General features: G+C 58.1%; 29 protein-coding genes. 10 read left to right on the top strand and 19 right to left on the bottom strand.

Features of this window, described 5'->3' with window-relative positions:
* Positions 1-3: 3 nt before the first annotated feature.
* Positions 4-381 carry a MysB family protein gene (locus tag ACJ8OK_RS12800; protein WP_004927872.1) on the bottom strand — a complete coding sequence of 126 codons (378 nt, stop codon included), beginning with the start codon at positions 379-381 and terminating at the stop codon, positions 4-6.
* 210 nt (positions 382-591) lie between these two features.
* On the opposite strand from ACJ8OK_RS12800, the gene leuA reads away from it, so the two are divergent.
* On the top strand, positions 592-2,280 hold the full coding sequence (gene leuA / locus ACJ8OK_RS12795) for a 2-isopropylmalate synthase (RefSeq protein WP_033633371.1): 1,689 nt from the start codon (positions 592-594) through the stop codon (positions 2,278-2,280).
* On the opposite strand, the gene ACJ8OK_RS12790 is transcribed toward leuA, so the two are convergent.
* Positions 2,231-3,031, bottom strand: coding sequence for an AraC family transcriptional regulator (locus tag ACJ8OK_RS12790; protein WP_442530619.1), 801 nt, complete (start codon positions 3,029-3,031; stop codon positions 2,231-2,233). The two genes, leuA and ACJ8OK_RS12790, sit on opposite strands and share 50 nt — an antisense overlap.
* A 139-nt stretch (positions 3,032-3,170) precedes the next feature.
* On the opposite strand from ACJ8OK_RS12790, the gene ACJ8OK_RS12785 reads away from it, so the two are divergent.
* The 4 genes from ACJ8OK_RS12785 to ACJ8OK_RS12770 are packed head-to-tail and all read left to right on the top strand — an operon-like array spanning position 3,171 to position 4,732.
* Positions 3,171-3,488 carry an ArsR/SmtB family transcription factor gene (locus ACJ8OK_RS12785; protein ID WP_004927863.1) on the top strand — a complete coding sequence of 106 codons (318 nt, stop codon included), beginning with the start codon at positions 3,171-3,173 and terminating at the stop codon, positions 3,486-3,488.
* The gene (locus tag ACJ8OK_RS12780; RefSeq protein ID WP_004927858.1) at positions 3,478-3,912 is read left to right on the top strand and encodes a YeeE/YedE family protein; all 435 of its coding nucleotides are present in this window, start codon (positions 3,478-3,480) and stop codon (positions 3,910-3,912) included. The genes ACJ8OK_RS12785 and ACJ8OK_RS12780 overlap by 11 nt, the downstream gene beginning before the upstream one ends.
* 2 nt (positions 3,913-3,914) lie before the next feature.
* Entirely contained in the window at positions 3,915-4,343 is a 429-nt protein-coding gene (locus tag ACJ8OK_RS12775; protein WP_085058614.1) for a YeeE/YedE family protein, read from the top strand.
* Positions 4,334-4,732 (top strand): VOC family protein, encoded by a 399-nt coding sequence (locus ACJ8OK_RS12770; RefSeq protein ID WP_033633367.1) that lies wholly within the window; start codon positions 4,334-4,336, stop codon positions 4,730-4,732. The genes ACJ8OK_RS12775 and ACJ8OK_RS12770 overlap by 10 nt, the downstream gene beginning before the upstream one ends.
* 49 nt (positions 4,733-4,781) lie before the next feature.
* On the opposite strand, the gene ACJ8OK_RS12765 is transcribed toward ACJ8OK_RS12770, so the two are convergent.
* The 4 genes from ACJ8OK_RS12765 to ACJ8OK_RS12750 form a co-directional block, all read right to left on the bottom strand.
* Entirely contained in the window at positions 4,782-6,335 is a 1,554-nt protein-coding gene (locus ACJ8OK_RS12765; protein ID WP_033633366.1) for a peptide MFS transporter, read from the bottom strand.
* 475 nt (positions 6,336-6,810) lie between these two features.
* Positions 6,811-8,049, bottom strand: coding sequence for a multidrug efflux MFS transporter MdtG (gene mdtG / locus ACJ8OK_RS12760; RefSeq protein WP_213929142.1), 1,239 nt, complete (start codon positions 8,047-8,049; stop codon positions 6,811-6,813).
* 199 nt (positions 8,050-8,248) lie between these two features.
* Entirely contained in the window at positions 8,249-8,533 is a 285-nt protein-coding gene (locus ACJ8OK_RS12755; protein WP_048322868.1) for a YciI family protein, read from the bottom strand.
* Positions 8,534-8,634: 101 nt separating this feature from the next.
* Complete coding sequence (locus tag ACJ8OK_RS12750; RefSeq protein ID WP_060559193.1) at positions 8,635-9,555, bottom strand: Kdo(2)-lipid IV(A) acyltransferase; 921 nt, start codon at positions 9,553-9,555, stop codon at positions 8,635-8,637.
* Positions 9,556-9,816: 261 nt separating this feature from the next.
* Between ACJ8OK_RS12750 and ACJ8OK_RS12745 the strand changes: the two genes are divergently transcribed.
* Positions 9,817-9,975, top strand: a complete 159-nt coding sequence (locus tag ACJ8OK_RS12745; protein ID WP_015377427.1) for a hypothetical protein — start codon at positions 9,817-9,819, stop codon at positions 9,973-9,975.
* 119 nt (positions 9,976-10,094) lie between these two features.
* A complete protein-coding gene (gene trhO / locus ACJ8OK_RS12740) occupies positions 10,095-11,162 on the top strand; it encodes an oxygen-dependent tRNA uridine(34) hydroxylase TrhO (protein WP_015377428.1) in 1,068 nt (355 codons plus the stop codon).
* Positions 11,163-11,205: 43 nt separating this feature from the next.
* On the opposite strand, the gene ACJ8OK_RS12735 is transcribed toward trhO, so the two are convergent.
* A complete protein-coding gene (locus ACJ8OK_RS12735; protein WP_015377429.1) occupies positions 11,206-11,784 on the bottom strand; it encodes a YceI family protein in 579 nt (192 codons plus the stop codon).
* 23 nt (positions 11,785-11,807) lie between these two features.
* Positions 11,808-12,362 (bottom strand): cytochrome b, encoded by a 555-nt coding sequence (locus ACJ8OK_RS12730; protein ID WP_442530618.1) that lies wholly within the window; start codon positions 12,360-12,362, stop codon positions 11,808-11,810.
* Positions 12,363-12,803: 441 nt separating this feature from the next.
* Here ACJ8OK_RS12730 and ACJ8OK_RS12725 point away from each other — a divergent pair, with 441 nt between their 5' ends.
* Positions 12,804-13,862, top strand: a complete 1,059-nt coding sequence (locus ACJ8OK_RS12725; protein WP_442530617.1) for an AI-2E family transporter — start codon at positions 12,804-12,806, stop codon at positions 13,860-13,862.
* 295 nt (positions 13,863-14,157) lie between these two features.
* On the opposite strand, the gene ACJ8OK_RS12720 is transcribed toward ACJ8OK_RS12725, so the two are convergent.
* From ACJ8OK_RS12720 to pyrC, 9 genes are all read right to left on the bottom strand, one after another.
* Positions 14,158-14,847 carry a hypothetical protein gene (locus ACJ8OK_RS12720; RefSeq protein WP_156865490.1) on the bottom strand — a complete coding sequence of 230 codons (690 nt, stop codon included), beginning with the start codon at positions 14,845-14,847 and terminating at the stop codon, positions 14,158-14,160.
* Positions 14,848-15,241: 394 nt separating this feature from the next.
* Positions 15,242-16,261 carry a zinc-dependent alcohol dehydrogenase family protein gene (locus ACJ8OK_RS12715; RefSeq protein ID WP_213929141.1) on the bottom strand — a complete coding sequence of 340 codons (1,020 nt, stop codon included), beginning with the start codon at positions 16,259-16,261 and terminating at the stop codon, positions 15,242-15,244.
* A 3-nt stretch (positions 16,262-16,264) separates the two neighbouring features.
* Positions 16,265-16,381, bottom strand: coding sequence for a DUF2770 family protein (locus ACJ8OK_RS12710; protein WP_004927822.1), 117 nt, complete (start codon positions 16,379-16,381; stop codon positions 16,265-16,267).
* Between the two features lie 122 nt (positions 16,382-16,503).
* The gene (locus tag ACJ8OK_RS12705; protein ID WP_033633361.1) at positions 16,504-17,130 is read right to left on the bottom strand and encodes a LuxR C-terminal-related transcriptional regulator; all 627 of its coding nucleotides are present in this window, start codon (positions 17,128-17,130) and stop codon (positions 16,504-16,506) included.
* Positions 17,131-17,346: 216 nt separating this feature from the next.
* A complete protein-coding gene (gene solA, locus ACJ8OK_RS12700; RefSeq protein WP_033633360.1) occupies positions 17,347-18,462 on the bottom strand; it encodes an N-methyl-L-tryptophan oxidase in 1,116 nt (371 codons plus the stop codon).
* A gap of 139 nt (positions 18,463-18,601) precedes the next feature.
* Positions 18,602-18,856 (bottom strand): biofilm formation regulator BssS, encoded by a 255-nt coding sequence (gene bssS, locus ACJ8OK_RS12695; RefSeq protein WP_004927812.1) that lies wholly within the window; start codon positions 18,854-18,856, stop codon positions 18,602-18,604.
* A gap of 201 nt (positions 18,857-19,057) precedes the next feature.
* Positions 19,058-19,336 (bottom strand): hypothetical protein, encoded by a 279-nt coding sequence (locus ACJ8OK_RS12690; RefSeq protein WP_004927809.1) that lies wholly within the window; start codon positions 19,334-19,336, stop codon positions 19,058-19,060.
* A 130-nt stretch (positions 19,337-19,466) separates the two neighbouring features.
* A complete protein-coding gene (gene dinI / locus ACJ8OK_RS12685) occupies positions 19,467-19,706 on the bottom strand; it encodes a DNA damage-inducible protein I (RefSeq protein ID WP_015377444.1) in 240 nt (79 codons plus the stop codon).
* Positions 19,707-19,781: 75 nt separating this feature from the next.
* Positions 19,782-20,828, bottom strand: a complete 1,047-nt coding sequence (gene pyrC / locus ACJ8OK_RS12680) for a dihydroorotase (protein ID WP_004927803.1) — start codon at positions 20,826-20,828, stop codon at positions 19,782-19,784.
* Positions 20,829-21,041: 213 nt separating this feature from the next.
* Between pyrC and ACJ8OK_RS12675 the strand changes: the two genes are divergently transcribed.
* Positions 21,042-21,329, top strand: coding sequence for a putative quinol monooxygenase (locus tag ACJ8OK_RS12675; protein WP_082996851.1), 288 nt, complete (start codon positions 21,042-21,044; stop codon positions 21,327-21,329).
* A 60-nt stretch (positions 21,330-21,389) separates the two neighbouring features.
* Here ACJ8OK_RS12675 and rne read toward each other — a convergent pair whose 3' ends face one another.
* Positions 21,390-24,722: a ribonuclease E gene (gene rne / locus ACJ8OK_RS12670; protein WP_411750217.1), complete on the bottom strand. Its 3,333-nt coding sequence runs from the start codon at positions 24,720-24,722 to the stop codon at positions 21,390-21,392.
* 552 nt (positions 24,723-25,274) lie between these two features.
* Here rne and rluC point away from each other — a divergent pair.
* Positions 25,275-26,234: a 23S rRNA pseudouridine(955/2504/2580) synthase RluC gene (gene rluC, locus ACJ8OK_RS12665; protein WP_015377448.1), complete on the top strand. Its 960-nt coding sequence runs from the start codon at positions 25,275-25,277 to the stop codon at positions 26,232-26,234.
* 6 nt (positions 26,235-26,240) lie between these two features.
* On the opposite strand, the gene ACJ8OK_RS12660 is transcribed toward rluC, so the two are convergent.
* On the bottom strand, positions 26,241-26,822 hold the full coding sequence (locus ACJ8OK_RS12660; RefSeq protein ID WP_166729826.1) for a Maf family protein: 582 nt from the start codon (positions 26,820-26,822) through the stop codon (positions 26,241-26,243).
* Positions 26,823-26,907 lie beyond the last annotated feature (85 nt).

Genomic DNA, 26,907 nt, shown 5'->3' with positions numbered 1-26,907 from the left:
GGGTTAACGTTCATCCCACTCATCGGCTGCGGCCTGGCCTTCTTCGGTATCCAGCGGCGGTTCGAGCTGAAAGTCGCCTTCCTCCCATTCGTACAGGGTGTTTTCATCTATCCATTCGGCGGTAATTTCCACCTCGTCGTAGTCACCGTCGAAGATCGCCTGCGCCGCCGCACCGCTGCGCAGCGTCAGACATTCTACCGCCTCTCCTTCTTCTTCGAAGAACTCCGCCTGCCACATCGTGTCGCCATCCTGCATCACGTACTTTTGCAGATTGAACTGCTGGGGCACCGGCGGTTCGTCACCGCTGCCGCCTTCGGCGGTGTCGATAAACTCTTCGCGTGCGGCCTCGATGGCTTCTTCCAGGGTTGCATACAGGCTCATGTTCGCCTCCGTTGACAATGAGAGTAAAGCGTCCGGCGCATTGCCGGCGCGGTGGGGGAAAACGTCAAAACTAATTGTTGTCTCACTGGCGCAGGATGCAAATTTTTTTGTTGTCCGCTTTGCGACGATGGTTGTCCGCAAAGCGGGAGAAGAGGAGGCGATGGCGGGAAATAATGACGCTATCGTTCACTCTGGCGTCAGGAGAAGCCCATGTTAATCGACCCTTCAAGCAAATACCGACCGTTCCCGCCGGTGGCGTTGCCGGACCGCCAATGGCCTGCGCGTACGCTGCGGCAGGCGCCGCGCTGGTGCTCCAGCGATCTGCGCGACGGCAACCAGGCGCTGGCGGAGCCGATGGATAACGCGCGCAAGCGCGAATTCTATCAATTGTTGTTGCAGTGTGGTTTCAAAGAGATCGAGGTGGCGTTCCCTTCGGCGTCGCAAACGGATTTCGACTTTGTACGCACGCTGATCGACGAGCGGCTGATCCCGGACGACGTCACGATCCAGGTGCTGACGCAGTCGCGCGACGATCTGATCGATCGCACCTTCGAGGCGCTGCAGGGGGCGCCGCGGGCTATCGTGCATCTGTATAACGCCACGGCGCCGATGTTTCGCGACATCGTGTTCCGCCAGGATAAGGCGGCGACCGTGGCGCTGGCGGTGAACGGCGCGCGGCGCATTCGCCGGCAGTGCGAGGCGCAGCCCGATACCGCCTGGTGCTTCGAATATTCGCCGGAAACCTTCTGTTTTACTGAGTTAGAGTTTGCGCTGGAGATCTGCGAAGCGGTGGCGGAGGTTTGGCAGCCGGGGCCGCAGCGGCCGATGATCATCAACCTGCCGGCGACGGTGGAAGTGAGCACGCCCAACGTGTATGCCGATCAGATCGAATGGTTCTGCCGTCACTTCAGCCGTCGCGCCGATGTGGCGATCAGCGTGCATCCGCATAACGATCGCGGCACCGGCGTGGCCTGCGCGGAGCTGGCCTTGCTGGCCGGCGCCGATCGGGTCGAAGGCTGCCTGTTCGGCAACGGAGAGCGCACCGGCAACGTCGATCTGGTCACGCTGGCGTTGAATCTCTATACCCAGGGCGTGGCGCCGGGTCTCGACTTCAGCCGCCTGAAGCAGGTGGTGGAGGTGGTGGAACAGTGCAATCAGCTGCCGGTGCATCCTCGCCATCCTTATGCCGGCGAGTTGGTGTTTACCGCCTTCTCCGGTTCGCATCAGGATGCGATCAAGAAAGGTTTCGCCGCACAGCGGCAGCGGCAAGATGGCCGCTGGCAGGTGCCATACCTGCCGCTCGATCCCGCCGATGTCGGTTGCAGCTATGAGGCGGTGATCCGGGTCAACAGCCAGTCCGGCAAAAGCGGCGCCGCCTGGCTGTTGGAGCAGAATCATGGGCTGGCGTTGCCGCGCGGTTTGCAGATTGATTTCAGCCAGGTGGTGCAGCGCGCGACCGACGGCAGCGGCAAAGAAATGAGCGGCGCGCAGCTGTGGCGCTTATTCCGCGATACTTACGGGCTGGTGGAGCAGCCGCGTTTGCAGCTGTTAAGCTACCAGACGGAAAGCCATGGCGCAGAGGCATACAGCTTCAACGCGCGAGTTGCCTGCGAGGGAGAGCCGCTGCGCCTGCAGGGGGCCGGCAACGGTCTGCTGTCCAGCGCGGTGGATGCGCTGCGTCAGCGCTTCGGCTTGCCGCTGGCGATCGAGGATTACCACGAGCATACCTTGGGGCATCAGAGCGATAGCCGAGCGGTGGCTTATATTCGCTGTACGCTGCCGCAAGGTGAGGCGACTTATGGCGTTGGCATCGACGTCGACTCCGCCAGCGCCTCGCTGCAGGCGCTGTTCAACGTCGCCGGGCGCTATCTGGCGCCAACGTCGGCGCAGTCCGGCTGAAATAGTCGCTGGGTGCTACTCCCAGCAGCCGGCGGAACATGGCGCTGAACGCGCTGGGGCTGTCATAGCCGAGATCCAGCGCCACTTCCAACACCGAGCGGCCGGTCGCCAGCGCGTTTAATGCCGCCAGCAAACGGGCGCGTCGCACCCAGTCGCTAAAATGTAGCCCGGTTTCTCGCAGGAAGCGCCGCGACAGGGTGCGTCCGCTGACGCTGAGATGAGCGGCAGCCTGTTCCAGCGTCCAGGGCTGCGCCAGCGTGGCCTGGATATGGCGGCACAGGGCGAGCAGCGAGGCTTCGCGAGGTTCCGGCAGGTGCAGCGGCAGGATCGGCAGCATTCGCAACTCATCCAGAATCAGTTCCATCACGCGCTCATCGCGCCCGCCGCTGGGGTAGCCGGGCGCAATCTCCATCGCACAGATAATCAACTCGCGCAGCAGCGGGGAAACCTGCACTACCTGGCATTGGGCCGGCAGATCGGCGCGCGCCAACGGATCGACGAACAACGTCCTGGCCGCCACCTGGCCGGTGATACGCAGGCTGTGCACCACTTTCGCCGGCACCCAGACGCCGCGGCCGGGCGGCACCACCCAGCTGCCGAGCCGGGTCGTGACCTGCACCACGCCGCTCAGGCTGTGGATCAGCTGCGCGCAGTTATGGTAGTGGTCCGGCTCGCTGTCGCCATGATGATAATCCCTGGCTAACGGCCGGACAGGCCGATCGGGCGGCAGAACGTCGTGAAAAAACAGCATCGTAAGCAGGCTCCGCGCGGCAAAAGGATAAGATCAAACAGCATGCCATGCGTCGCTGTTTCACACCAGTCTGTGGCGCGGCACGGTAAAATGGTTTATAAAATTATATTATATAATTTTATAAACTGATGGAGAGGCAATGGATATTGATGCGATGCGCAAGGCGGCGGCGCAGGCCGGTGCGATGCTGCGTACCCTGGGCAACGAAGATCGGCTGCTGCTGCTGTGCCGGCTCAGTCAGGGCGAGATGGCGGTGAGCGAACTGGCGCAGGCGCTGGATATCCGCCAGCCGACGCTGTCCCAACAGCTTGGCGTGCTGCGCGAGGAGGGGTTGGTCTCCACCCGGCGAGCCGGCAAGCAGATTTACTATGCGGTGGCCGATGCCAAAGCGCTGGCGCTGCTCGCGACCCTGTATCAACTGTATTGCCCACAGCCGGAGAACCGCGATGACCATTGACTGGCAGCACTTCACGCCGTATTCCGCGTTGGCGGGCGGGGCCATTATCGGCGGCGCGGTAGCGCTGCTGCTGTTGTTCAACGGCCGGATCGCCGGTATCAGTGGCATTACCGGCGGTTTATTGAGCGCGGGCGGCCGGGAGCGGGGCTGGCGCGCCGCATTTATTGGCGGGTTGCTGCTCTCCCCCTGGCTATATGCTGCCGCTGCGGCGTTGCCATCCGGTGAGATCTCGGTTGGCAACGGCTGGCTGGCGGCCGCAGGGCTGTTGGTGGGCTTGGGCACTCGATTGGGCAGCGGTTGCACCAGCGGGCACGGCGTGTGCGGCGTCGCGCGGTTGGCGCCGCGTTCACTGGCCGCCACGGCGTTGTTTATGCTGCTGGGCTTTATGACCGTGTGGCTGATGCGCCACACGTTGGGGGGGTGAAAATGCTTAAAACGCTGTTGGCGCTGCTGAGCGGCGTGATTTTCGGTCTGGGGTTAATTATTGCCGGCATGGCCAATCCGGCCAAGGTATTGGCGTTTCTCGACGTTACCGGCACGTGGGATCCCTCGTTGGCGCTGGTGATGGCTGGGGCGATCGCGGTGGCGGCGCCGGCCTTCCTGTGGGCGCGGCGACGCGAGCGGAGCCTGTTGGGCGAGCCGCTGCAGATCCCGGCCACCGGGCGTGTGGATCGCCGTTTGCTGGCGGGCAGCGCGCTGTTTGGCATCGGCTGGGGCATCGCGGGGATTTGCCCCGGCCCGGCCTGGGTGTTGGCGGGGGCGGAGATGCAGCGGGTGTGGCCGTTCCTGTTGGCGATGCTGGCGGGTATGGCGCTGTATGAAATTATCATGAGGCGGAGGCGTACATGTCGATAGCCAAAGCGGTGTTGCGCATCGCGCGCCCGACAGATCGGTTGCAAGAGATTGCCGCGCTGTATTGCCGTGGGCTGGGGTTCGAAAGGCTGGGCGAGTTTGTCGATCATCTGGGCTTTGACGGCATGATGATCGGGCATCCGCAGCATGCTTACCATCTGGAGTTCACGCAGCATCGTGGGGTGCAGGTTGGACAAGCGCCGACGCAGGATCACCTGCTGGTGTTTTATCTGCCGGATGAGAACGAATGGCGAGCCGCGTGTGAGCGGATGCGGGCGGCGGGGTTCTTAGCGGTCGCCGCCTATAACCCCTATTGGGATCGGGCGGGGCAAACCTTTGAAGATCCTGATGGCTACCGGGTGGTATTGCAACACCAGGCCTGGCAGGCATAAAAAAACCGGCGCATCGAGCGCCGGTTTGCGAGATAAAACGGGCTATCCGTCAGGCGCTGGTCGCCGGCTTTTGTGCGCTCTTGGACTGGGTATTTTCCAGCATGCGGCGAATCGGCACGATCAGCACGATAAGCACGGCGGCGCAGATCAGCAACGCGACTGAGCAGCGGGCGAACAGATCCGGCAGCATATCCAGTTGGTCGGCCTTGACGTGACCGCCGATCAGACCGGCCGCCAGGTTGCCCAACGCGCTGGCGCAGAACCACAGCCCCATCATCTGACCGCGCATTCTCTCCGGCGCCAGCAGCGTCATGGTGGCCAGCCCGATCGGGCTCAGGCACAGCTCACCCAGCGTCAGCATCAGGATACTGCCTACCAGCCACATCGGCGATACGCCGGCGCCGCCGTTGCTCAGCACATTCTGCGCGGCCAACATCATCAGGCCGAAACCGCCGGCGGCGCACAGGATACCGATCACGAACTTGGTGATGCTGCTCGGACGCACGTTATTGCGTGCCAGCGCAGGCCAGGCCCAGCTGAACACCGGCGCCAGCAGGATGATGAACAGGGCGTTGATCGACTGGAACCACACCGCCGGGATCTCGAAGCCGCCAATCATGCGATTGGTGTAATCGTTGGCGAACAGATTGAACGAGGTCGGTTTTTGCTCAAACGCCGACCAGAAGAACGCAGCGGAGATCAGCAGGATGAAGCACACCAGCAGGCGTGCGCGCTCTTTGCGGCTCAGGCCGGCAAAGGCGAACAGATAGATGAAGTACAGGGTGACCGACGCAGCGATCACGTACACCAGCACGCTGGCCACTTCGACCGGATTGATGACGATGGTGCCCTGAGCGATCAGCACGATGACGGCCACCAGGATGACCGCCAGCGCCAGCAACCAGGCGCCGACGCCTTTTTTCTTCGCTACCGGGCTGTTCCAGGTGGAGTCCAGGCCCACTTCGCGGTCATAGCGTTTCATCGCCGGGACGGCGAACACCCGGAAGATCACCAGCGCCACCAGCATTCCGATACCGCCGATGCCGAAGCCCCAGTGCCAGCCGTGTGACTTGATCAGCCAACCGGAGATCAGCGGAGCGATGAACGAGCCGATGTTGATGCCCATGTAGAACAGCGAGAAACCGCCATCGCGGCGCGCATCGCCTTTCTTGTAAAGCGTGCCGACCATCACCGAGATACAGGTCTTGAACAGGCCGGAACCGAGCACGATGAACATCAGGCCGATGAAGAACAGGTTGGTGCCCATCACCGCGGACAGGGCGATCGACAGGTGGCCGAGCGCGATCAGGATCGAACCGTACCAGACGGCCTTGCGTTGGCCGAGCCAGTTGTCCGCCAGCCAGCCGCCCGGCAGTGCCGCCAGGTACATGCTGCCGGCGAAGATGCCGACGATCGCCGACGCGTTCTCGCGCGCGAGACCCAGGCCGCCGTCGTACACGGTGGCGGCCATAAACAGGATCAGCAGCGGACGGATGCCGTAGAACGAGAAACGCTCCCACATTTCGGTGAAGAACAGAGAACCCAGCGGATAGGGATGGCCGAAGAAGGTCCGGCTTTCTGACTTATTGACAGAGGATTGCATAACGATTTCCCAATAAAAGGCGCTGCAAGGCTGCAGCCCGTACTGTGGTATGTATGTGTATTTAATAAAGGCGATCCGCCCAATGCGGATTACCCGACAAACACCGTGGCTGCAACGCTGATAAACCGTGGAAAGCGTGCTGACCTTTTCTTCACTTGGCCGATGTTTCACATCTGGCGTGATATTATTTAACCATTTGATAACTGGTCGTTGGTTTTGTCTAGTACCTGTATCCCATTTTTTAGACGAAAAGTCGACAAGCATCTCCTTTTCTGGTTTTTCTGTTGGTTGTGACAGGAATATGATTGACAGCGGGTTTTATGCGCTGAAAGTTAATTAATTGTTGATAAACAAAGTGTTGAGATAAGAAAATTCTGGGTGGGACGAAAATTCGCCAGCCCGAAGGAGGCATTATTAAAAGTGGGGGAAATGCGCCGTTGATCCGGCCAACGGAGGAAGCTGGCGATAAATGCAGCTATTGTTCTTCCTGCAGCGTGTCTTTCCGCAAATAGCCCGGCCGCTGCCGCAGACACCACCAGGAATAACCGGCGTTGAACAGCACCACTAAAGCGGTGACGGCGAAGACCGCGCGAAAACCGTAGCCGGCGGAGACCGCAGCGCCGAGCAGCGGACCGCTGACGTTGCCGACGTCGCGGAACGATTGGTTATAGCTGAAGATTCGGCCGGCTACCTGATTGGTGCAGTTATAAATCAACAGCGTCTGTACCGCCGGCAGCAGCGCGCCGTCGGCCGCTCCCAGCAGAAAACGCAGTACCCCAAGCTGCCACGGCGTTTGCACGAACGCCATCGGGATCAGCAGCAGCACCGAGACGATCAGCATAAACACCAGAATGCGCTCCGGGCCGATGCGATCGCCCAGCTTGCCCAACCGTGGGGCGCTCATCAAGGCCGCGACGCCGGGCACCGAGGCAATCAGCCCGCTGATAAACGCCAGGTTATGGGTGGCGCCGGCCAGATCGCGCACATACAGCGTCAGGATCGGCGCAATCGAGCCGGTGGCGATCTGAATGATCATGGTGGTCACGAACAGGCTGAGCACCAGCTTCGGGTTCTTCAGCGAGGCGAACACCTGTTTTGCGTGCAACATGTCGCGCTTTTGCACCGGGGTGAATTGCTCTTTGACATACAGCAGCGTCAGCACAAAGCAGACGAACAGCACCGCGGCGGTGATATAAAACACCGGGCGCAGCCCGTACAGATCGGCCAACAGGCCACCGATCAGCGGGCCGATCAGCGCACCGCCGACGCCGCCGGTAGACAGGGTGCCGAGCGCCCAGCCGCTGCGGTTGCGCGGCACCTGGGTGGCGATCAGCGCGTTGGCGTTGGGGATGAACCCGCCGAGCAGCCCCAGCACCGCGCGCAGCGCGAGAAATTGCCAGACCGTTTGCGCCATGCCCATCAGCACCATGACGATCGCCATGCCCAGGGCGGAGCGCAGCAGCATCAGTTTACGGCCGCGTCGGTCGGCCAGGGCGCCCCAAAACGGCGCGGCGATAGCGGAAAACAGGAAGGTGATGCTGAACAGCAGACCGGACCACATGTTGAGCGCCTGATGGCCGGTTACGCCCAGCGTCTCTACGTACAGCGGAAGAAACGGCATCACCAGGCTGAAGGCGGCGCCGGTGAGAAAACACCCGACCCAGGCGACGAAAAGGTTGCGTTTCCAGTTAACGGGTTCTGCTGCCGAAGCCATAAATGTCCACTGCCGAAAGGTGACGCGCTTTGCCGGCGGCATGATGAAGGGGCAAAACGTGAAAGTTAGCCTGATAAGTATGCGCCGCCTGCGTGGCAACGGCAAACCAGAGGACGGAAATAGGGTGAAAAATGAAATAAAGTTTTAAAAATGGTGTTTAAACCTTATTCCGCGCTTAGCGCGCGGAATTTACAGCGTTTTATAAGCCGGCCAGCGTCTCGAAACCGGCGGCGGTGGTGGTAGCGCTAAAGTCGATGACCTCGTAGTGGGCCACGGCGTTGAACGGATCTTCGGCCAGGATGGCGTCCAGCTGCGCACGCTCAATGCCCTTGGCCAGGATCACGCCGCCGGTGCGGGGATTCTTGCGGCCGGAAGCGACGAAGGTGCCGTCCTGAAAATATTTCTTAAGCCAGGCGATGTGCCCGTCAAGGTGGCTGTCGACGTCGGCGATCGGGCGATGGTAGGTCAGGCTGACAATGTACATAGCGGCTCCTGGGGTGTCGGCAAAGGCATTACCATCCCACCCTCGCCGGCGATTCTCAAGAGGCACGCAATAAAAAACCCGCCGGCGGCGGGTTGGTTTTATCAGTAAAGCGAAGGCTCGCCTTCCGGGCGGGTCTTGAAGCGGCGATGCAGCCACATGTATTGGTCCGGCGCCATCAGGATCTCTTTTTCCACCACTTTATTCATGAAGGCGGCGGCGTCGAGTTCATTATCCAGCGGGAAGTTTTCCACCGCCGGCTGCATGATCAGCTCATACCCTTTGCCGTCCGGCAGGCGACGCGGGGTGAACGGAATGATCGCCGGTTTACCCATTCGCACCAGCACATAGCTGCCGGTGGTGGTGGCGGCTTTATCCACGGCGAACAGCGGCACGAAAACGCTGCTGCGCGGGCCGTAGTCGTGATCCGGCGCATACCAGATGATATCGCCCTGTTTCAGGGCACGGATCATGCCTTTGACGTCCTTGCGATCCAGCATCGACTTGTTGGAACGCATGCGCCCCCAGGTTTGCAGCCAGTCCATCAGCTTGTTGTCGTGCGGGCGGTAAACGCCGATGCCCGGGTTGTGAATGCCGAAGATGCGCGCGCCCAGCTCCAGCGTCAAAAAGTGCAGGCCAATCAGCAGCACGCCCTGCTGGTTGTCGCGCGCTTTTTGGATATGCTCCAGGCCGCTGACCTTGAACCAGCGCTCGATGCGCCAGTTGGGCCAGAACCACGCCATGCCGGTTTCAAACAGCCCCATGCCGACCGATTCGAAATTCTTTACCACCAGCGCATCGCGTTCGGCCTGCGGCATGTCGGGAAAACAGAGCTCGAGGTTGCGTTGGGCGATAGCGACGCGCCGCTTGAGAAAGCGCATGGAAACTCGCCCAATCGAGGTGCCGAGCCAGTAGATGACGGGGTAAGGCAGCAACACCAGCAGATACAGCAAGCCGATGCCGACCCAGGTCAGCCAGTAGCGCGGGTGCAATAAGGAGCGATTGAAAGTAGGAACTTGAGTCATGGGTTCTCTGTTTGAATACGGTTGTTTAAGTGTAATGACAGCGTCATCGCACGGTCTGGCAGCCGGGTGAACTCGGCGGCAAGGTTCGTTTCTGCCGTTTGTTTGCGACTATTGTGGCATTTTTCTGGCGATCCGGGAAAACACAACGCATTAAAATCCTTTTTGGGGCGTTAAATATGCATTGAATGCCGAATTTTTCCACAATCTTTCCTGCCAAAGATAATGGCGATATTATTGTCGGTAATTATTTAGAGGGTAAATATGTTGGCATCATGGATCAGTGCGGGGCTGCTGGTGTTGGGGGCGGCGGTCGGCAGCGTCGGCGCACATCTGCAGATGAACGCGATATTGGCGCTTGCCGGCGTGATGATGGCGCTCGGTATGGTGGCTTCCGCGTTTACCGAAGGCGGCGGACGCTGAACGGGGCGCTTGCGCCAGGGCTGCGCGGCGGCGGTTTTTCGGGTATGATGTGCGCCGCGCGTGGGCCTGCTGGCTGCGCGCGGTAATCAGTCACCTCCCGAAAGACAGGAAAGTACACCATGCCAGTGTTACATAACCGAATTTCTAATGAGGAACTGAAGGCGCGCATGCTGGCGGAAACCGAGCCGCGCACCACAGTTTCTTTTTACAAATACTTCTCCATCGACGATCCCAAGGCGTTTCGCGACAGCCTGTACGTTCAGTTTGAAAAACTGAAGGTGTTTGGCCGCATCTACGTGGCGAAAGAGGGCATCAACGCGCAGATCAGCGTGCCGCAGCATAACTTCGACGCGTTCAAAGCCGCGCTGTTCGCCTCGCACCCGGCGCTGGATCAGGTACGCCTGAATATCGCGCTCGAAGACGACGGCAAATCCTTCTGGGTGCTGCGCCTCAAGGTGCGTGAGCGTATCGTGGCCGACGGCATCGATGACGAAAGTTTCGATCCGAGCAACGTCGGCGAGTATCTGCAGGCCGAGCGCGTCAATCAGATGATCGACGATCCGAATACGGTATTTGTCGATATGCGCAACCACTATGAGTACGAAGTCGGCCACTTCGAAAACGCCATCGAGGTGCCGTCGGATACCTTCCGCGATCAGTTGCCGATGGCGGTGGAGATGCTGCAGGACAGCAAAGACAAGAATATCGTCATGTACTGTACCGGCGGCATTCGCTGTGAAAAAGCCAGCGCCTATATGCTGCACAACGGTTTTAAAAACATCTACCACGTGGAAGGCGGGATCATCGAATACACCCGCAAAGCGAAAGAACAGGGGTTGCCGCTGAAGTTTATCGGCAAAAACTTCGTGTTCGATGAGCGCATGGGCGAGCGCATCTCCGACGATGTGATCGCCAACTGCCACCAGTGCGGCGCGCCGTGCGATACCCATACCAACTGCAAGAACGACGGCTGCCATCTGCTGTTCATTCAGTGCCCGAGCTGCGCCGCCAAGTTTGAAGGATGCTGCAGCGAGATTTGCCGCGAAGAGCTGAAGCTGCCGCGCGAAGAACAGCGCGCGCGCCGTGCCGGCCGTGAAAATGGCGTCAAGATCTTCAATAAGTCGAAAGGCTTGCTGCAGACCACGATGCACATTCCGGCACCGGAAGAAGAAGGCCCAGCCCGCTGAGCCTGAGGAAATGAGAAGCCCGGCCGCCAAGCCGGGCTTTTTTTTATTTCTCGCGCACGCCTTCTACGGAGATGATCAGCTCAACGTCTTGCGACGCCGGGCCCAGATCGGTGGTGATGCCGAAATCTTTCAGCTTGATCTTGCCGTTGGCTTCAAAGCCGGCGCGGTAGCCGCCCCACGGATCGTTGCCCTGGCCAATCAGTTTGGCGTCCAGCGTAACCGGTTTGGTGACGCCGTTCAGCGTCAGGTTGCCGACCACCGCATAACCGTCGCCGTTTTTCTTCACTTCGGTGGATTCAAACTTGGCCTGCTTGTTCTTCTCCACGTTGAGGAATTCGGCGCTGCGCAGGTGCTTGTCGCGCTCGGCATGGTTGGTGTCGACGCTGGCGGTATTGATGGTCACGTTGACCTTGTCCTTCGAAGGATCTTTTTCGTCGAAGGTGAAGCCGCCGTCGAAGTCTTTAAAGCTGCCGTACAGCCAGCTGTAGCCCAGATGCTGGATGCGGAACTCGATAAAGGCGTGCTGGCCCTGTTTGTCGATCTTGTAGTCCGCCGCCAGTGCGGAACCGGCGCTCAGCAGCAGGGCGCCTGCGGTCAGGCCCAATACGGTCTTTTTCAACATAGCAATCTCCATAAATCCAAAGGTTAATCGGCGCTGCTACCCAGCATCCGTTTCAAAGTGACATCACGATCGATAAAGTGATGTTTAAGCGCGGCCAGCCCGTGCAGTACCGAGAGCACTACCACGGCCCAGGCCAGGTAAAGGTGTATGGCACCGGCGGTGTCGGCTTGTTCCGCCATGCCGGTCACGATGGCGGGCACGTCGAACCAGCCGAAGACGCTGATCGGTTGACCGTCGGCGGTGGAGATCAGATAGCCGCTGATCAGAATGCCGAACAGCACGGCGTACAGCGCCAGATGCGCGAGGATGGCGCTGACGCGAGTGAGGCGGCCATAGCTGGCCAGAGGTTTGGGCGGCGGTGAGACAAAGCGCCAGATCACGCGGATCACCATCACGATGAACAGCAGCGTGCCGATGCTTTTGTGGATCTCCGGCGCCTGGTGATACCAGACGTCGTAATAGCCCAGCGTGACCATCCACAGGCCGAGCGCGAACATGCCGTACACCGTCAACGCCACCAGCCAGTGGATCAACACTGACACATGGCCGAAACGATCGGCGGTATTTTTCCAGAGCATCCTGTTTCCTTCGATTACCGATTGGCTGGCTGCAATAATTAAACTTTAGGAAACATAAAATCAATAATAAATTTAACTATGTTACTTCTTAGAAATATTAGTCAGTGAATTTGTTTGAGATGTTCGGGAACCTTCAGATAAATCGTTGAAGATGATATTGTTTCTCTCGCCCGGCGATTGTGCTAGTTGTTGAAAATTAGGCTTATTATCTATTAATGTCAGCTTTTGTCATTTTACGTAAACCTCGCGTGAGTTGCCCGGTGAGATTATTTGTTGGCAAAGGTTATGCCTATTTTTGGCGGCGCAGAGCAGGGCGGAAAGATTAACGTTGTCGAACGGTTTCGCTAAATCCCTGCGGTGCAGCGGCGGATTTTGCTACCATTAGCGCCAAGAGACGGCCCCATGAGGCCGGTTAACCCAGTGAAATAACAAGGAAACGTCATGGGCCGAACCCACGTGACCGACAGCAGCCTGCGTCTGGCCGTCCTGCTGGCGATGTTGGTGATCATTCTGGCCGGGGTGAAAGCCGCCGCCGACATCGTGGTGCCGTTTTTACTGGCGGTGTTTCTCGCCATGGTGCTGAACCCGCTGGTGGCGATGCTGGAACGCAAGCGGGTGCCGCGTATCGTCGGGGTGACGCTGCTGCTGACGGCGGTGATCGTGGTCGTGATGCTGTTTATCGGCATGTTGGGCGCTTCGCTCAATGAGTTCGCCCGCTCGCTGCCGCAGTATCGCGGCATGATGATCGAGAAGCTGCGCGAGCTGCAGCATTACGCCGATCGCTTCAATATCAGCCTCTCCAGCGAAGCGATGCTGCAGTATGTCGATCCCAGCGCGGCGATGAATCTGGTCACTCGCATGCTGGGGCACCTGTCTGGCGCCATGACCAACGTCTTCCTGCTGCTGATGACCGTGGTGTTTATGCTGTTCGAAGTGCAGCTGCTGCCTTACAAGCTGCAGCAGGCGCTGGATAAGCCGAACGAGGGGCTCGCCGCGATGCGGCGGGCGCTGGACGGCGTGACGCGCTATCTGGTGATTAAAACCATCATCAGCCTGGCCACCGGGGTGATCGTCTGGATCTTCCTGGCGGCGGTCGGCGTGCGCTTCGCCTTTATCTGGGGGCTGCTGGCGTTTCTGCTCAACTATATTCCCAATATCGGCTCGGTGTTGGCCGCCATTCCGCCGCTGATTCAGGCGCTGTTGTTCAACGGATTGGGGGATGCGCTGGTGGTGGCGGGCGGCTTTATCGCTGTCAACATGGTGATCGGTAATATCCTCGAACCGCGGGTGATGGGGCGCGGGCTGGGACTGTCGACGCTGGTGGTGTTCCTGTCGCTGATCTTCTGGGGCTGGCTGCTCGGCCCGGTGGGCATGTTGCTGTCGGTGCCACTGACGATCGTGGCGCGCATCGCGCTGGAGACCACCGAGGGCGGCTATTGGCTGGCGGTTATCCTGGGGGACGGCCGCCCGCCGCGCCAGCCTCCGGCGGCGCCGGAGTGAGGCGAGTTTTATTGCCACGTTGGGGCGCGTGTTGTTAAGGCGTTTTGAATAGGCCACCCAATGGTGGCTTGACGCTTCTACTGTTAGTGCATACTGGGAACATTGGCTATTCAGCAAAAAAACTACAACCACTTAGACCACTTTACATAGGCGACACAAACGACAATGCCCCAGATGAGGGTGAGATAAAAACCAAAGTTTGGGAACACTGAAACAAAAATGACCCCGCCGACTATAATGAGTACGATAGGGATTAGGTAAGCGAATGAGTTACCCAGCCATTCAATCAACCACTTCATTTTGTGAGAATCTTATTCATTAGAAAAATGATTTCCTCTTCGTCACTAGCACCTGAATTAGTCAGGTAGATGATTTTGTTCATTTCTGGTTCGATCATAAAGTACAGCAATTCTAGGTTTTCTTTGTAGAGAGCAGAGTAATAGTTAGGATCTGAAAATTGAAGTTTTCTTGCAGAAAGGGCGGCTGTTTGCATTTTTCCATAGAAACTTAAAACGCTTACGGCAACTAAACTACTTTTATTGATGATGTTAATATGTGATGCTTTGAAATCGTGGGATTCGGTAATCAGTTTTGCGATTGTATAAGCAATTGACAATTTAGAAAACTTATCTGACGCGTGGCTAGCGAGCTTTTCAGAAATGGTTCGTATAATATTATGCTGACCTGGAACACTGATCCTACTGAGCTTGATCTTAAAATAGATTTCCACCATATCAAGTACTACATCTTTTCGCTGGTATACCTGGCGGATCGATAACAACATGCGGGTATCTTCTTGTCTCAACTGCTTACATACGTCTTTGTAGTCATCAAACAGACAGGAACCATACCAACTTGCTCGCTCGGCACCAGACCTAACACTCTGTACAGTACTGGTAGTGTCTTTCTTGAGTTGTACAAGGGACCTCTCAATACTTAGGGCAATGGCTCGGTCTGCTTGCATCTTTAACTTGAGATAGGACATGCGTTATCATTTCCTTTGATGTAGAATCCATTAGGCGATTGTATATTGAACAGTAAATAATGCAAGGATGACCAATGAAGAGAGCAATTGCATATATCGTATTGACTCTGATCTACTTTGTCGTACTGGCTGAAGTCGTTTTCAGAGGTCTATCAGAGGATACATACTTAAAGGTGGCGAAGATCTCAAACCCATTAGGTTTAATGAGTTCATCATTTGACTCTCTAATTGTCATGCTCATTTTACTATCGATCGTTATTTCCTGGATAACAATGCGTCTTATCTCAAAATTTAGAGATTGATAGCATAATAATATCCGGTGCGCTAATAAAAGGGCATTTTACCACTAATAAGTTAGTATTACCGGAAAAGTCGTCTTTTCCTCCATTAGATTTTATTTATTGGAAGCCCCATTGAATAATGGTTCATCCATCGCAATCGTCTCCGATGCCGCCGCAGTGAGAAAAATCTTGCCGCTCACGCCGGGTTGTGCGGCATGCTGCAGCGCCGCTGCGTACTGATGCAAAGGATAAATCGCGGCGGGTGGGCGCAGCGCCAGCTGGCCGCGCCGCAGCAGCTGGAACAACTGATAAAACGCCATCTGCCATTGCGCCGGCGCCGCCTGTGCGTTCCATTTGCGCAGGTGGAACAGCGAAGCGCGCAGCTTTAACTCTTCCGCCACGCGCCGCCAGTCTACCTGGCGGCCGCTCAGCAGGCCCAGCGCTACAAAATCGCCGCCGTAGCGCACCGCCCGCGCCAATTGCAATCCGTCTTCTCCACCGATGCAGTCGATGGCCGCACGGGCGCCAAAATTCGTCATTTCCACCAGCTGCGGCGCTTCGATAACGCGCCAGGCGCCGGCGGCCAGTAAAGCCTGGCGATGAGCGACGTTGCGCGCCACGACCGCCAGACGAATGCCGCGCAGCGCCGTCAGCTGCGCCAGCAGCAGGCTGACAGCGGAGCCGCCGCCGTTGAGCAGCAGTACGTCGCCGGCGTTGAGCGGCAGCCATTGCGTCAACAGCACCCAGCAGGTGAGCGGGTTGATATAGATTTGCGCTGCGCCAGCGTCGTCGATGTCGTCCGGCACCCAGACCACCCGATCCTCAGGCAGCGTGACGAAGGTTTGCCAACTGCCGTTACCCGCTACCGCCAGTGCGCGTCGGCCCGTTGAATGTCCATTCTGCGGATTGAGGATGATGCCTACGCCTTCATATCCCGGCACCTGCGGCAGGGCGATGCGGTGCGCGTATTGGCCGTGGATCGGGATCAGATCGGAAGGATTGATCGGGGCATAGCGCATCTGCAATAACCGCTGCCCGGGGCGCAGCAGCGGTCTGCTCATCTGCTGCAATTCCAGCACCTGGGTGGGATCGCCGAAGCGGCTGAAGCTCAATCGGGGAAATAACGGCGGCATGGCTTACATGACGAAGAAGAAATAGACATCCAACGCCAGCAGCACCAGCCACAGACAAAGGTAAAGCACCAGGTGCTCACGCACGTTGTTGACGATAGCCGCCAGTATTCGGTTTAACATTTCAGCCGCCTGAAGAGAAGGACCCTTGATTATAGTCCTTTTCTCGGCGTCTTTTACAGCGCGCCGCGCGTGAGTGCTGGAGGAGCGGCGATAAAAAAGCCTGCGTTATCGCAGGCTTGATGTTATACCGCCAGCAGCGCCAGCGGCGTCGAATTGGTTGGCGCGCTCGGCGGGTAGAAATAGCGCAGCACGTTATACAGCGAGTAGAACTCCAGCCGGTTGCGCGCGTTGATCTTCTCCGTGATGTGACGCTTGTGCACGTACACCGTATGCGAGCTGATCTGCAGCTTTTTCGCGATGCGGTAGTTCGGCATCTCCGCCATCCAATATTTCATTACCGTCAGTTCCTGTGGGCTGAACAGGGAACGCTCTTCGCCGTCATCGGCCAGCGCCAGCGGATTTTCGCGCAGCGTGCGTAAGGTGAGCGGCAGAATACTTTTATTGAACAGAAAGGCATTATCGGCAATGCGCATTGGCGCTTCGCTGTAAGGGTAAGGTGTATCGAGATAGATAAACAGCAAGGCGGACTGGCTGGCTTCCATAAATGCCTGCAGCTGTGCGTCCGCTTCGTTATAGCGGCATTGGTTGCTGAGGTTCACCAGAATGTGGCTCGGCTGAAAGCTGGCCAACAGCGGCGTAGCGTATTCAATGCTGTGGCAGCACTTGATCGTCGTAATCCCACTATCAGCAAAGTAGCTGGCTATACCGACCCGGGTGAAGCAGCATTCGTCCACGACAAGTAGTTTCATGGTGACGTCCTTGTTGAAAGCCGATGGAGCATATCTTCTGTAAAATAGGACTTACACTGCAAGTGTTCAATTCGGAAATTCAAATGCTGAATGCAAGAAATTTCCGTTATCAGAATTTTTACTTGGTATTTAAAAGAGTTAGCAGGTTAATAAATTGTAACCGGCAGATTTCGCTGTCCAGGGCGCGACGGGAACGTGGACAGCGAAATCCTTCGCTTAGCTGAATCGCTTCAGACCAAAGCTGGAGAGGTCAACCGGCGGCGCTTTGTCCTGCGCGAACAGCGCGGCGATCTCGCCCAGTGCGCTGGCGAACTTGAAGCCGTGGCCGCTCAAGCCGCTGATGACCATCAGGCGATCGCAATTCGGCAGGGTATCGATAATAAAATCTTCGTCGGGGCTCATATCATAACTGCAGGCTTCGCCGTGTAAACATACGCCTACACCCGGCAAAAATTGCCGCAGGAAGGAGAAAACTTCCGTGCCGTCGCTGGCGTAGCTGCCGAAGGGTTTGCGCTGTTCGGGGGCATCCATCGGCTGGCCGCCGTCGTGTTTGCCCACTTTCAGGCCATCGTTATCCGCCGGGAAGCCGTAATAGTGCGTGCCGTCCTGCGCTTCGACGGTGAAGGCCGGGAAGCGATTGTTCACGCTGTAGCGGCCGTCCGCCTGATGCCAGGAGAATACCTTGCGCAATGGCGCGATAGGCAGCTGCGGCAACAGCGCTTTCACCCAGGTGCCTGCGGTGACCACCGCTTTTCGCGCCGTGAAACGCCCTTCGCCGGTGACGATCTCAACACCGCCATCAATGGGGTTCACCGCGCTGACCGGGCAGTTGAACAGCTGGCTGCAGCCGGCCTCTTTCGCCAGTTTGATCAGGCTGGCAACCGCCAGTTCGGAGCGCAGAAAGCCGGCGTCCGGCTCGAAGACGCCGACATAACCTTCCGGCGCGCGGAATTCCGGCCAGCGTTGAGCGATCTGTTCGGCGCTGAGGGTTTGCGCATTCAGGCGAAACTTTTGCGCGCTCTGCTGAGCATTGCGAATGAATTCGGAGTGCTGCGGCCCCAGGTTGAGCACGCCGCACGACTGGAACAGTTCTTCACCGGATTGTTGAATCAGCGCATTCCACAGCGCCTGTGCGCGCAGCACCAGCGGCACGTACTTTTCACCTTCGCCGTAAGCGTGACGAATGATGCGGGTATCGCCGTGATGGCTGCCGTTGCGATGTGGAGGAATGGCGCTGTCGATCATCAGCGCTTTCAAGCCGGCCCGGGTAGCGTAATACCCTGCCGCCGCGCCGACTGAACCGCTGCCCACCACGATCAAATCATATTCCACGTGCCCACCCTCTCTGATAGCAATTGCTTATCGCCCCATGATAAAAGGTTGGCGAGCGCAATGCACTGATTGAACGGTGAAAGGCAAAGAAAAAGGCGCCGGGAACGGTCACGGCGCCTTAGGGTTAGGGGACGATGAATCAATGTTTTCTGCGATCAAGATCCTGGTAATCCGTAGCTTCAATCTTGGCGATGCCGGCCTCTAAAATATTGATTAATTGACGGGCGACATCTGTAGTCAGCCAAAGCGTTCGGTCTACTTGGGCTTCTTCGGGCGTTTGGTCTAGTGAAGACAGGTAATGAAGGCGTATCATCATGGCGTCGTAAACGTCGACAGTACTGATATCCCAACCGACAAGCGGGTGCGTCTGAATTACTTCATCATTTCTGTCCATAAAGACCCCTTATTGAGTAGTAACTACCGTGAGTGACTAACGAGGATCAATGCGGCTCATCATCATGAGAGCAATTACAGTATACGCATCCGCTTTCATCGGTGGAGAGGGTTGTCACCGAAATTTGCAAAATAAATATTTATTTGAACAATTATTCTACAAATTTGTATGTGCAGCAGTGGATGAGCAGAGCGCAGCGCGTTATTCCGCGTCGGCAGGTGGCGATGCACCATGCAGACATTTTTCCAGCTCTTCGGCCAAATGGGCGAAATGTTTTTGCGTTTCGGCATCGCGATTCTGGCTGTGCGATTCCAGCTTCAGGCTGTGGATCAGCCGTTGGTTGGCTTTGTCATCCAGGCTGAAGGCCAGATAAGAAAAAGCCACTTCCAGTACGTTCAAGCGCCTTTTCTGATCGGCTATCAGCGCCAGCAGTTCGCCAAACGTCATTGCGTCTTCGGATTTCACCTTGTCCGGGGCCATGCTTACTCCTTTGCGTTAAATACAGCGCTGAGGCGGATTTTGTTCCAGAGTAAGGGTAAGCGATGAATGGGCAGGGCGCCAGAAACAAAAAAGCCGGAGAGCGACCCCCGGCAAAAACAGCATTGCAGTGTTATTCTGCGCTAAACCATTCGTCTGCGCTTTCCCAGGTTTCCTGAAGGATTTCCTCGATCAGATCCCGGTCGGTTTTGGCGCCCCCCAGCACGGAGAGCCCGTTGGCGCCGGCATAACGTACGTGCACGACGGCGTCTGGAAACTGGCGGTTGACCCGCTTGCCCAGTTCTCCGGTCAGCGCCTCAATGGCGCCCGCCGGCAGCGGCCGGGTTTTATCTATAGTGACTTCAACACGCATAATTGCCCCCGAAGCGATTTACTGTTTATTTATACAGTTAACCGAGTGCGGGGGCAAGAGGGCGAAGCAAAAATATCAGTCTTTCAGCGACCAGTTCAGGGTTTCACCCGCCAGGAAGGGGATCACGGATTCATTGCCGAGGGCGATCTCTTCCGGCTGGGTGGTTGGCACGCGCTGCAGTTCGATGAAGTCTTCGTTGAGCGGCAGGCCATAGAAGCGCGGGCCGTTGAGCGAGCAGAAGGCTTCAAAGTGCTCCAACGCGCCGAGTTGTTCGAACACGGCGGCGTAAGCCGGGATGGCATTCGGCGCGTTGAAGCAACCGGCGCAGCCACAGCTGGACTCTTTACGGTGCTTGAGGTGCGGCGCGGAGTCGGTGCCAAGGAAGAAGCGGTCCGAGCCGCTGGCCACCGCCTGACGCAGCGCTTCCTGGTGGACATTGCGCTTAAGGATCGGCAAGCAGAACAGGTGAGGGCGAATGCCACCGACCAGCATGTGGTTGCGGTTGAACATCAGGTGCTGCGGCGTGATAGTGGCGCCGAGGAAACGATTGCCTGCCTGCACATATTGCGCCGCTTCCTTGGTGGTGATGTGCTCGAAGACGATCTTCAGCTCAGGGAAATGCTGACGAATCGGTTCCATCACCTGTTCGATAAAGCGCGCCTCGCGGTCGAAGATATCGACGGCGGGATCGGTCACTTCGCCGTGGATCAGCAAAGGCATGCCGATTTTTTGCATCTGTTCGAACAGCGGGTAAATACCGGTCACGTCGCTCACGCCGTGGCTGGAGTTGGTGGTGGCGTTAGCCGGATACAGCTTGGCGGCAGTAAACACCCCTTGCTCGAAGCCGTTGACCAGTTCACTGGCCGCCAGGGAGTTGGTCAGGTAGCAGGTCATCAGCGGAGTGAAGTTGTGCCCCTGCGGGACCGCCGCCAGAATGCGATCGCGGTAGGCGCGCGCGGCGGCTACGGTCGTTACGGGCGGAACCAGGTTCGGCATCACGATCGCCCGGCCAAATACCTGACTGGTATAGGGCACCACCGTTTTCAGCATTTCATCGTCACGCAGGTGGATATGCCAGTCGTCTGGGCGGCGGATTTTCAGAACTTGAGGTTGTGCGGTCATCTAGCTAGGCTCCGGCGGTCAAATACGTCTAATGAAAAGCGAATAATGGGTTTATTCACGCCGGGGTGTAAGGATAAGCGGAAAGTGCCGCAGATGCATCTGTTTGTTGCCGACAAGTTGAAATCAATAGCGCGGCGGGCGCATAGTAACCGGGATTTCAACGATGCCGACGCCAATACCGTCGACCTTCATCAAGTGGAAAGGGAGAAAGCAATGGAAGTACGCATTATCGCCACCCTGCAAGCGAAAGCGGGATTTGAAGCCGCCGTCAGCGAAGCGGTGCACGACATTATCGAGCCGAGCCGCCAGGAGTTGGGCAACCTGCAATATGACTTGCATCGCGATCTGGAAAAGCCGGGTGTTTTCGTGTTCTTTGAGCGTTGGGCCAGCAGCGAAGCGCTGGATAAGCATAATGAGACGGCGCATTTTCAGCAGTTCGTCAGCCGGCTTGACGGCAAGTTGGATGTTCTGGACATCAAAAAACTGAAGAAGATCGCCTGAGTATTTTACAGGCAAGAAAAAACCCGCCGATGGCGGGTTTTTTTAGGGTTGCAGATTAACTTATTCGTTAACCGGCTGCGGTTTGGTGGCCGGCGCGGTCGCCTGGCTTACCGCCGAATGGCCGCCTGCGGAGCCTTTGCCTTCGAAGTTGAAGGAAGGGCGCTGCCAGTCGCTGTGCTTGCGTTCTTCCGGCACATAGGCTGGTGCCGGCGCTTTGGTCATCGGCGCAGTGGCGATGTGTTTGTACAGCACGTTCTGCACGGCTTTCACCGGCGCCGGCTGCTGAGCAACCACTGGCGCAGGGGCTGTTTCCACCGGAGCGGCTTCCACGGCTGCCGCCGCAGGTGCAGCTTCTACCACTGGCGTTTCTTCCGCCGGCTCGGCTTCTACCGGCGCAGTTTCGACCACAGGCTCGTCCTCCACCGACTTAGCTTCAACTACAGGCTCTGCAGCAACGGTTTCAACTACCGGCTCGGATTCCACTGCCGGGGCAGTCTCTTCCACTTTCGGCTCTTCAACCGCGGCTTCCGCCGGCGCCGGGGTTTCCTCGGCCGGGATAGCAACGACAGGCGCTACGGCTGCAGCTTCTTCCGTGACGGTAACGGCGGCAGTTTCAACGGCGGCTTCTGGTGCCGGTTCGTTGACGCTGGCCGCGGCCTGGGTTTCTTCCACGGCAACGTTGTGTTGTTCAACCGCTGCGGCGACAACCGGCGCCTGCTCTACGGCTTCTGTCTGCACTTCGGCTTCTTCAACCTGAGCGACCGGGTAGCTTACCCAGACTTTGCCCGATGCCATTTCCGGCGAAGCGAAGGCACCCGCCAGCGGCATTGGAGATTGCAGCGGGTAACGCTCATCGCGGTAACGACGGCGGCGCTGGCCGCTGACGCGCAGGTGGCGCGGTGAACGGCGGGAACGGCGCGGCATGCCTTCGCCGTTGCCGCGGCTTTCGCCCTGGGCATCGTCTTCCGGCTGTGCGGCAACGGTTTCCGGCAGCAGCTTGACGCTGTCGTCGGCGGTCGGCTGCACGTCTTCGGCTTTCGCTACCGGCGCTTTCGGCGCCAACAGCTCTTCCGCTGCGCGCTGCAGCTCTTCTTCGGCAGACAGGATACGCACTTTCTGCGTCAGCGTGCGGCGCTGACGGCGCTGCATGTTCTGCTGCTGACGTTCTTCCTGCTCTTCGTCGGTGCTCTCGACCGCTTCAACGCTTTCCAGCGCTTTCACTTCCTGCTGAGCCTGACGTTTCTCTTCCTGACGGCGACGCTGGCGTTCAGCGCGCTGCTCACGGCGTTGCTGCTGATCTTCGCGCGGCGCTTTAGCGCTTTCTTCCGAAGCGGTTTCCTCCGCTACCGGCGCGTTCTGCTGCTGGTTGCGGCGGTTACGGCGCTGCTCATCGCGGGACTCACGCGATTCACGGCCTTCACGGTTTTCACGCGGTTCACGGTTGTCGCGCTCGCGATTGTCACGGCCTTCACCGCGCTCTTTACGCTCGCCGCGTTCCGGACGTTCGCCACGCTCACCGCGCTCTTTACGGCCGGTGCCTTGGCGGCGCTGACCGCGACGATCCTGACGACGGTTTTCACCGTTGCCTTCCGCTTTCGGCGTTTCGGCCGGTTTGGCTTCTTCGACGGCAGGTTGTTCTTCACCGGCGAACAGGCTCTTCAGACCACCGAACAGGCGGCCCAGGAAGCCCGGCTTGGCGGCGACCGGCGCTGCGGCTTTCGCCTTGGCGGCGGCAGCGACAGGTTTGGCCACGGCGACGGGCTCTTCAGCCGGCGGCGGCGCATCGGCGGACAGCGAGAAGGAAGCCAGGGCCGGTTGCTCCGGACGCTTGCGTTCCATCGGCGCATCTTCCAGCGGGCGCTCCATGTCTTCTTCGTGCAGCTTCGGCAGCAGGTAGCTGAGGGTAGAGGTTTCCTCGCCCTTGCGTACGCGCAGCACAGAGTAGTGTGGAGTTTGCATCTGATCGTTCGGCACGATGACGGCTTTCACGCCGCCCTGGCGTTTTTCGATCGCGCTGACGGATTCGCGCTTTTCGTTCAGCAGGTACGAAGCGACCTGAACCGGCACGATAGCGTGAACTTCTTTGGTGTTTTCCTTCAGCGCTTCTTCTTCAATCAGGCGCAGAATGGACAGCGCCAGCGATTCGTTGTCGCGAATGGTGCCGGTGCCGTTACAGCGTGGGCATACGTGGTGGCTGGACTCGCCCAGCGACGGGCTGAGGCGCTGACGTGACATTTCCAACAGGCCGAAGCGGGAGATGCGGCCGATTTGGATGCGCGCGCGGTCTTGGCGCACGGCGTCACGCAGGCGGTTTTCCACTTCGCGCTGGTGGCGTACCGGCGTCATGTCGATGAAGTCGATGACGATCAGGCCGCCGAGGTCGCGCAGGCGCAGCTGGCGAGCGATCTCGTCCGCCGCTTCCAGGTTGGTGTTGAACGCCGTTTCTTCGATGTCGCCGCCGCGGGTTGCGCGTGCGGAGTTGATGTCGATGGCGGTCAGCGCTTCGGTGCTGTCGATGACGATCGAGCCGCCGGACGGCAGGCGCACTTCGCGCTGGAAGGCGGATTCGATCTGCGATTCGATCTGGTAGTGGCTGAACAGGGGAATTTCACCGCTGTACAGTTTGATTTTGCTGCTGAAATCCGGGCGGCCCAGCGCAGCGATGTGCTCTTTGGCCAGATCGAGAATTTTCGGGTTGTCGATCAGGATTTCGCCGATGTCCGGGCGCAGGTAGTCGCGGAAGGCGCGCACGATAACGTTGCTTTCCTGGTGGATCAGGAACGGCGCAGGGCGGCCTTCGGCGGCTTTTTTAATCGCTTCCCAGTGCTTCAGACGGAAGGAAAGATCCCACTGCAGCGCGTCGGCAGATTTGCCTACGCCCGCGGTGCGAACGATCAGGCCCATGCCGTCCGGCAGCTGCAGCGAAGAGAGCGCTTCTTTCAGCTCGGTGCGATCGTCACCCTCGATGCGGCGAGAAATACCGCCGGCGCGCGGGTTGTTCGGCATCAACACCAGATAGCTGCCCGCCAGGCTGATGAAGGTGGTCAAGGCGGCGCCTTTGTTGCCACGTTCTTCTTTGTCTACCTGAACAATGACTTCCTGGCCTTCGCGCAGCACATCTTTGATGTTCGGGCGACCATGGGAAGAGTAATTGCTAGGGAAGTATTCGCGGGCGATTTCTTTAAGGGGGAGGAAACCATGTCGTTCTGCGCCGTAATCCACGAACGCTGCTTCAAGACTTGGTTCAATGCGGGTGATTTTGCCTTTGTAAATATTCGCTTTTTTTTGCTCATGACCCGGACTTTCGATATCCAAATCATACAGCCGCTGTCCATCTACGAGGGCAACACGCAACTCTTCCTGCTGAGTTGCGTTAATCAACATTCTTTTCATCTTAACTTACTCGTTATTTTTACATTATCGACAAAGCTGCGGGCAAAATAACCTCATGGCCGGAGTTAAACCGAAAGCCCCGTGTCTTCTCGCAAAGTCGTCAACCTCACGGTTGTCGCCTGCATAGGGGCGCATTATCTCGGTAAGCCTGCTTTTCTTTGTGAAAGACAGCACTTTTACTATGGGAATAGCCTCTGATTTACGTCGACAGATCTGATTCCATTTGCCGGCCAAGCTGCAACCCGCAGCCCGCTAATTGTTTGATTTCGCATTACGTCTTACGCCATTGCTGCGTTTTTGCGCGATCAGACAAATTTTATAATTCCACCGTTTTCCCTGTTTAACGAGAATCAACGCGGAAAGTGACTGCATTATTCCACTGCTGATGCCGTTATAGCAAGGTGACTTTTCCTTAACTGCGGAAGAAATCGCAAACGTTCAAATCGGCTTGCTGCCTTATTGTCCGCTGGGGTTTCGCCCGCCGTCAGAGAGACAGTTAAGCACAGAAAAAGATGTGGCGCTATTCACGCGCTCTATTTAGAATCCCGCACCATGAAAACGAACAATCCAGCAGTACAATTCATCACGATTTCCGACGACGAAGCCGGTCAGAGAATCGACAACTTTCTGCTCGCTCGCCTGAAAGGCGTGCCGAAGAGCATGATTTATCGCATCGTGCGTAAAGGTGAGGTGCGGGTCAATAAAGGGCGCATCAAGGTCGAATACAAATTGGCGGCCGGCGACGTGGTGCGCGTGCCGCCGGTGCGGGTGGCCGAGCGCGAAGAGACGCCGGTGTCGGCCAAGCTGGATAAGGTGGCGGCGCTGGCCGACTGCATTCTGTATGAAGATGACCACCTGCTGATCCTCAACAAGCCTTCCGGCACCGCGGTGCACGGCGGCAGCGGCCTGAGCTTCGGCGTGATTGAAGGGCTGCGGGCGCTGCGCCCGGAAGCCCGTTTCCTGGAGCTGGTGCATCGGCTCGATCGCGATACCTCCGGCGTGCTGTTGGTGGCCAAGAAGCGTTCCGCGCTGCGTTCGCTGCATGAGCAACTGCGGCTGAAGGGCATGCAGAAGGATTATCTGGCGCTGGTGCGCGGCCAGTGGCAATCGCACTGCAAGGCCGTACAGGCGCCGCTGCTGAAAAATATTCTGCAAAGCGGCGAACGTATCGTGCGCGTCAACAGCGAAGGCAAGCCTTCGGAAACCCGCTTCAAGGTAGAAGAGCGTTACGAATTCGCCACCCTGGTGAAGGCCAGCCCGATCACCGGGCGTACTCACCAGATCCGCGTGCACACTCTGCATGCCGGGCACCCGATCGCTTTTGACGATCGCTATGGCGATCGCGAGTTCGATCGTCAACTGGCGGGCACCGGCCTGAAGCGGCTGTTCCTGCACGCTGCGGCGCTGCGCTTTGAGCATCCTGCCACCGGCGAAACGATGCGCATCGAAGCGCCGATGGACGAAGAACTGCGCCACTGCCTGCAGGTGCTGCGCCGGCAGGCGGCCAAGTAATCTGCGTCACACCAGCGGGTTGATGCCTTCAGCCCGCAACATGTCCAACAGCGCGATCAACGGCAGGCCGATCAGGGCGTTCGGATCCCGGCCTTCCAGCCTGTCGAACAGCGCGATCCCCAATCCCTCGCTCTTGAAACTGCCTGCGCAGTTCAGCGGTTGCTCCAGACGCACATAGGCGGCTATCTCCGCTTCGCTTAGCGCGCGAAAATGCACGTGAAACGGCTCGCACAAGGCTTGCAGCTGCTTGCTGCGGCCGTTGTACAGCGCCAGGCCGGTATAGAAAGTCACGGCCTGGCCGCTGGCCTGCCGCAGCTGCGCGCGGGCGTTTTGCTCGGTATGGGGCTTGCCGGTGATGTCGCCATCGATCACACAGACCTGATCGGAGCCGATGATCAGATGCTCGGGATAGGCGAGGGCCAACGCCTGAGCCTTCGCCGCCGCCAGGCGCAGCACCAGCGCTTCGGCGCTTTCGCCGGGCAAGGGGGTTTCATCCACCTCCGGCGCGGCGCAGTCGAACGGCAGCTGCAGCTTCTCCAGCAGCATTTTTCGATAGGGGGAGGTGGAGGCTAAAAGCAATCTCTGCATAATTTTTTTCGCAAACCGTAGCGTAAATGGGTACGGCATTTTAAACTGTCGGCCGCTGTGGAAGCGAATATTGGTGAAAGGAGCC

Source organism: Serratia sp. CY71090, assembly GCF_052166845.1.
Taxonomy (GTDB): domain Bacteria; phylum Pseudomonadota; class Gammaproteobacteria; order Enterobacterales; family Enterobacteriaceae; genus Serratia; species Serratia nematodiphila.
Note: the sequence above shows the minus strand (reverse complement) of the source record. Positions and strands in the feature narration are given on the sequence as shown.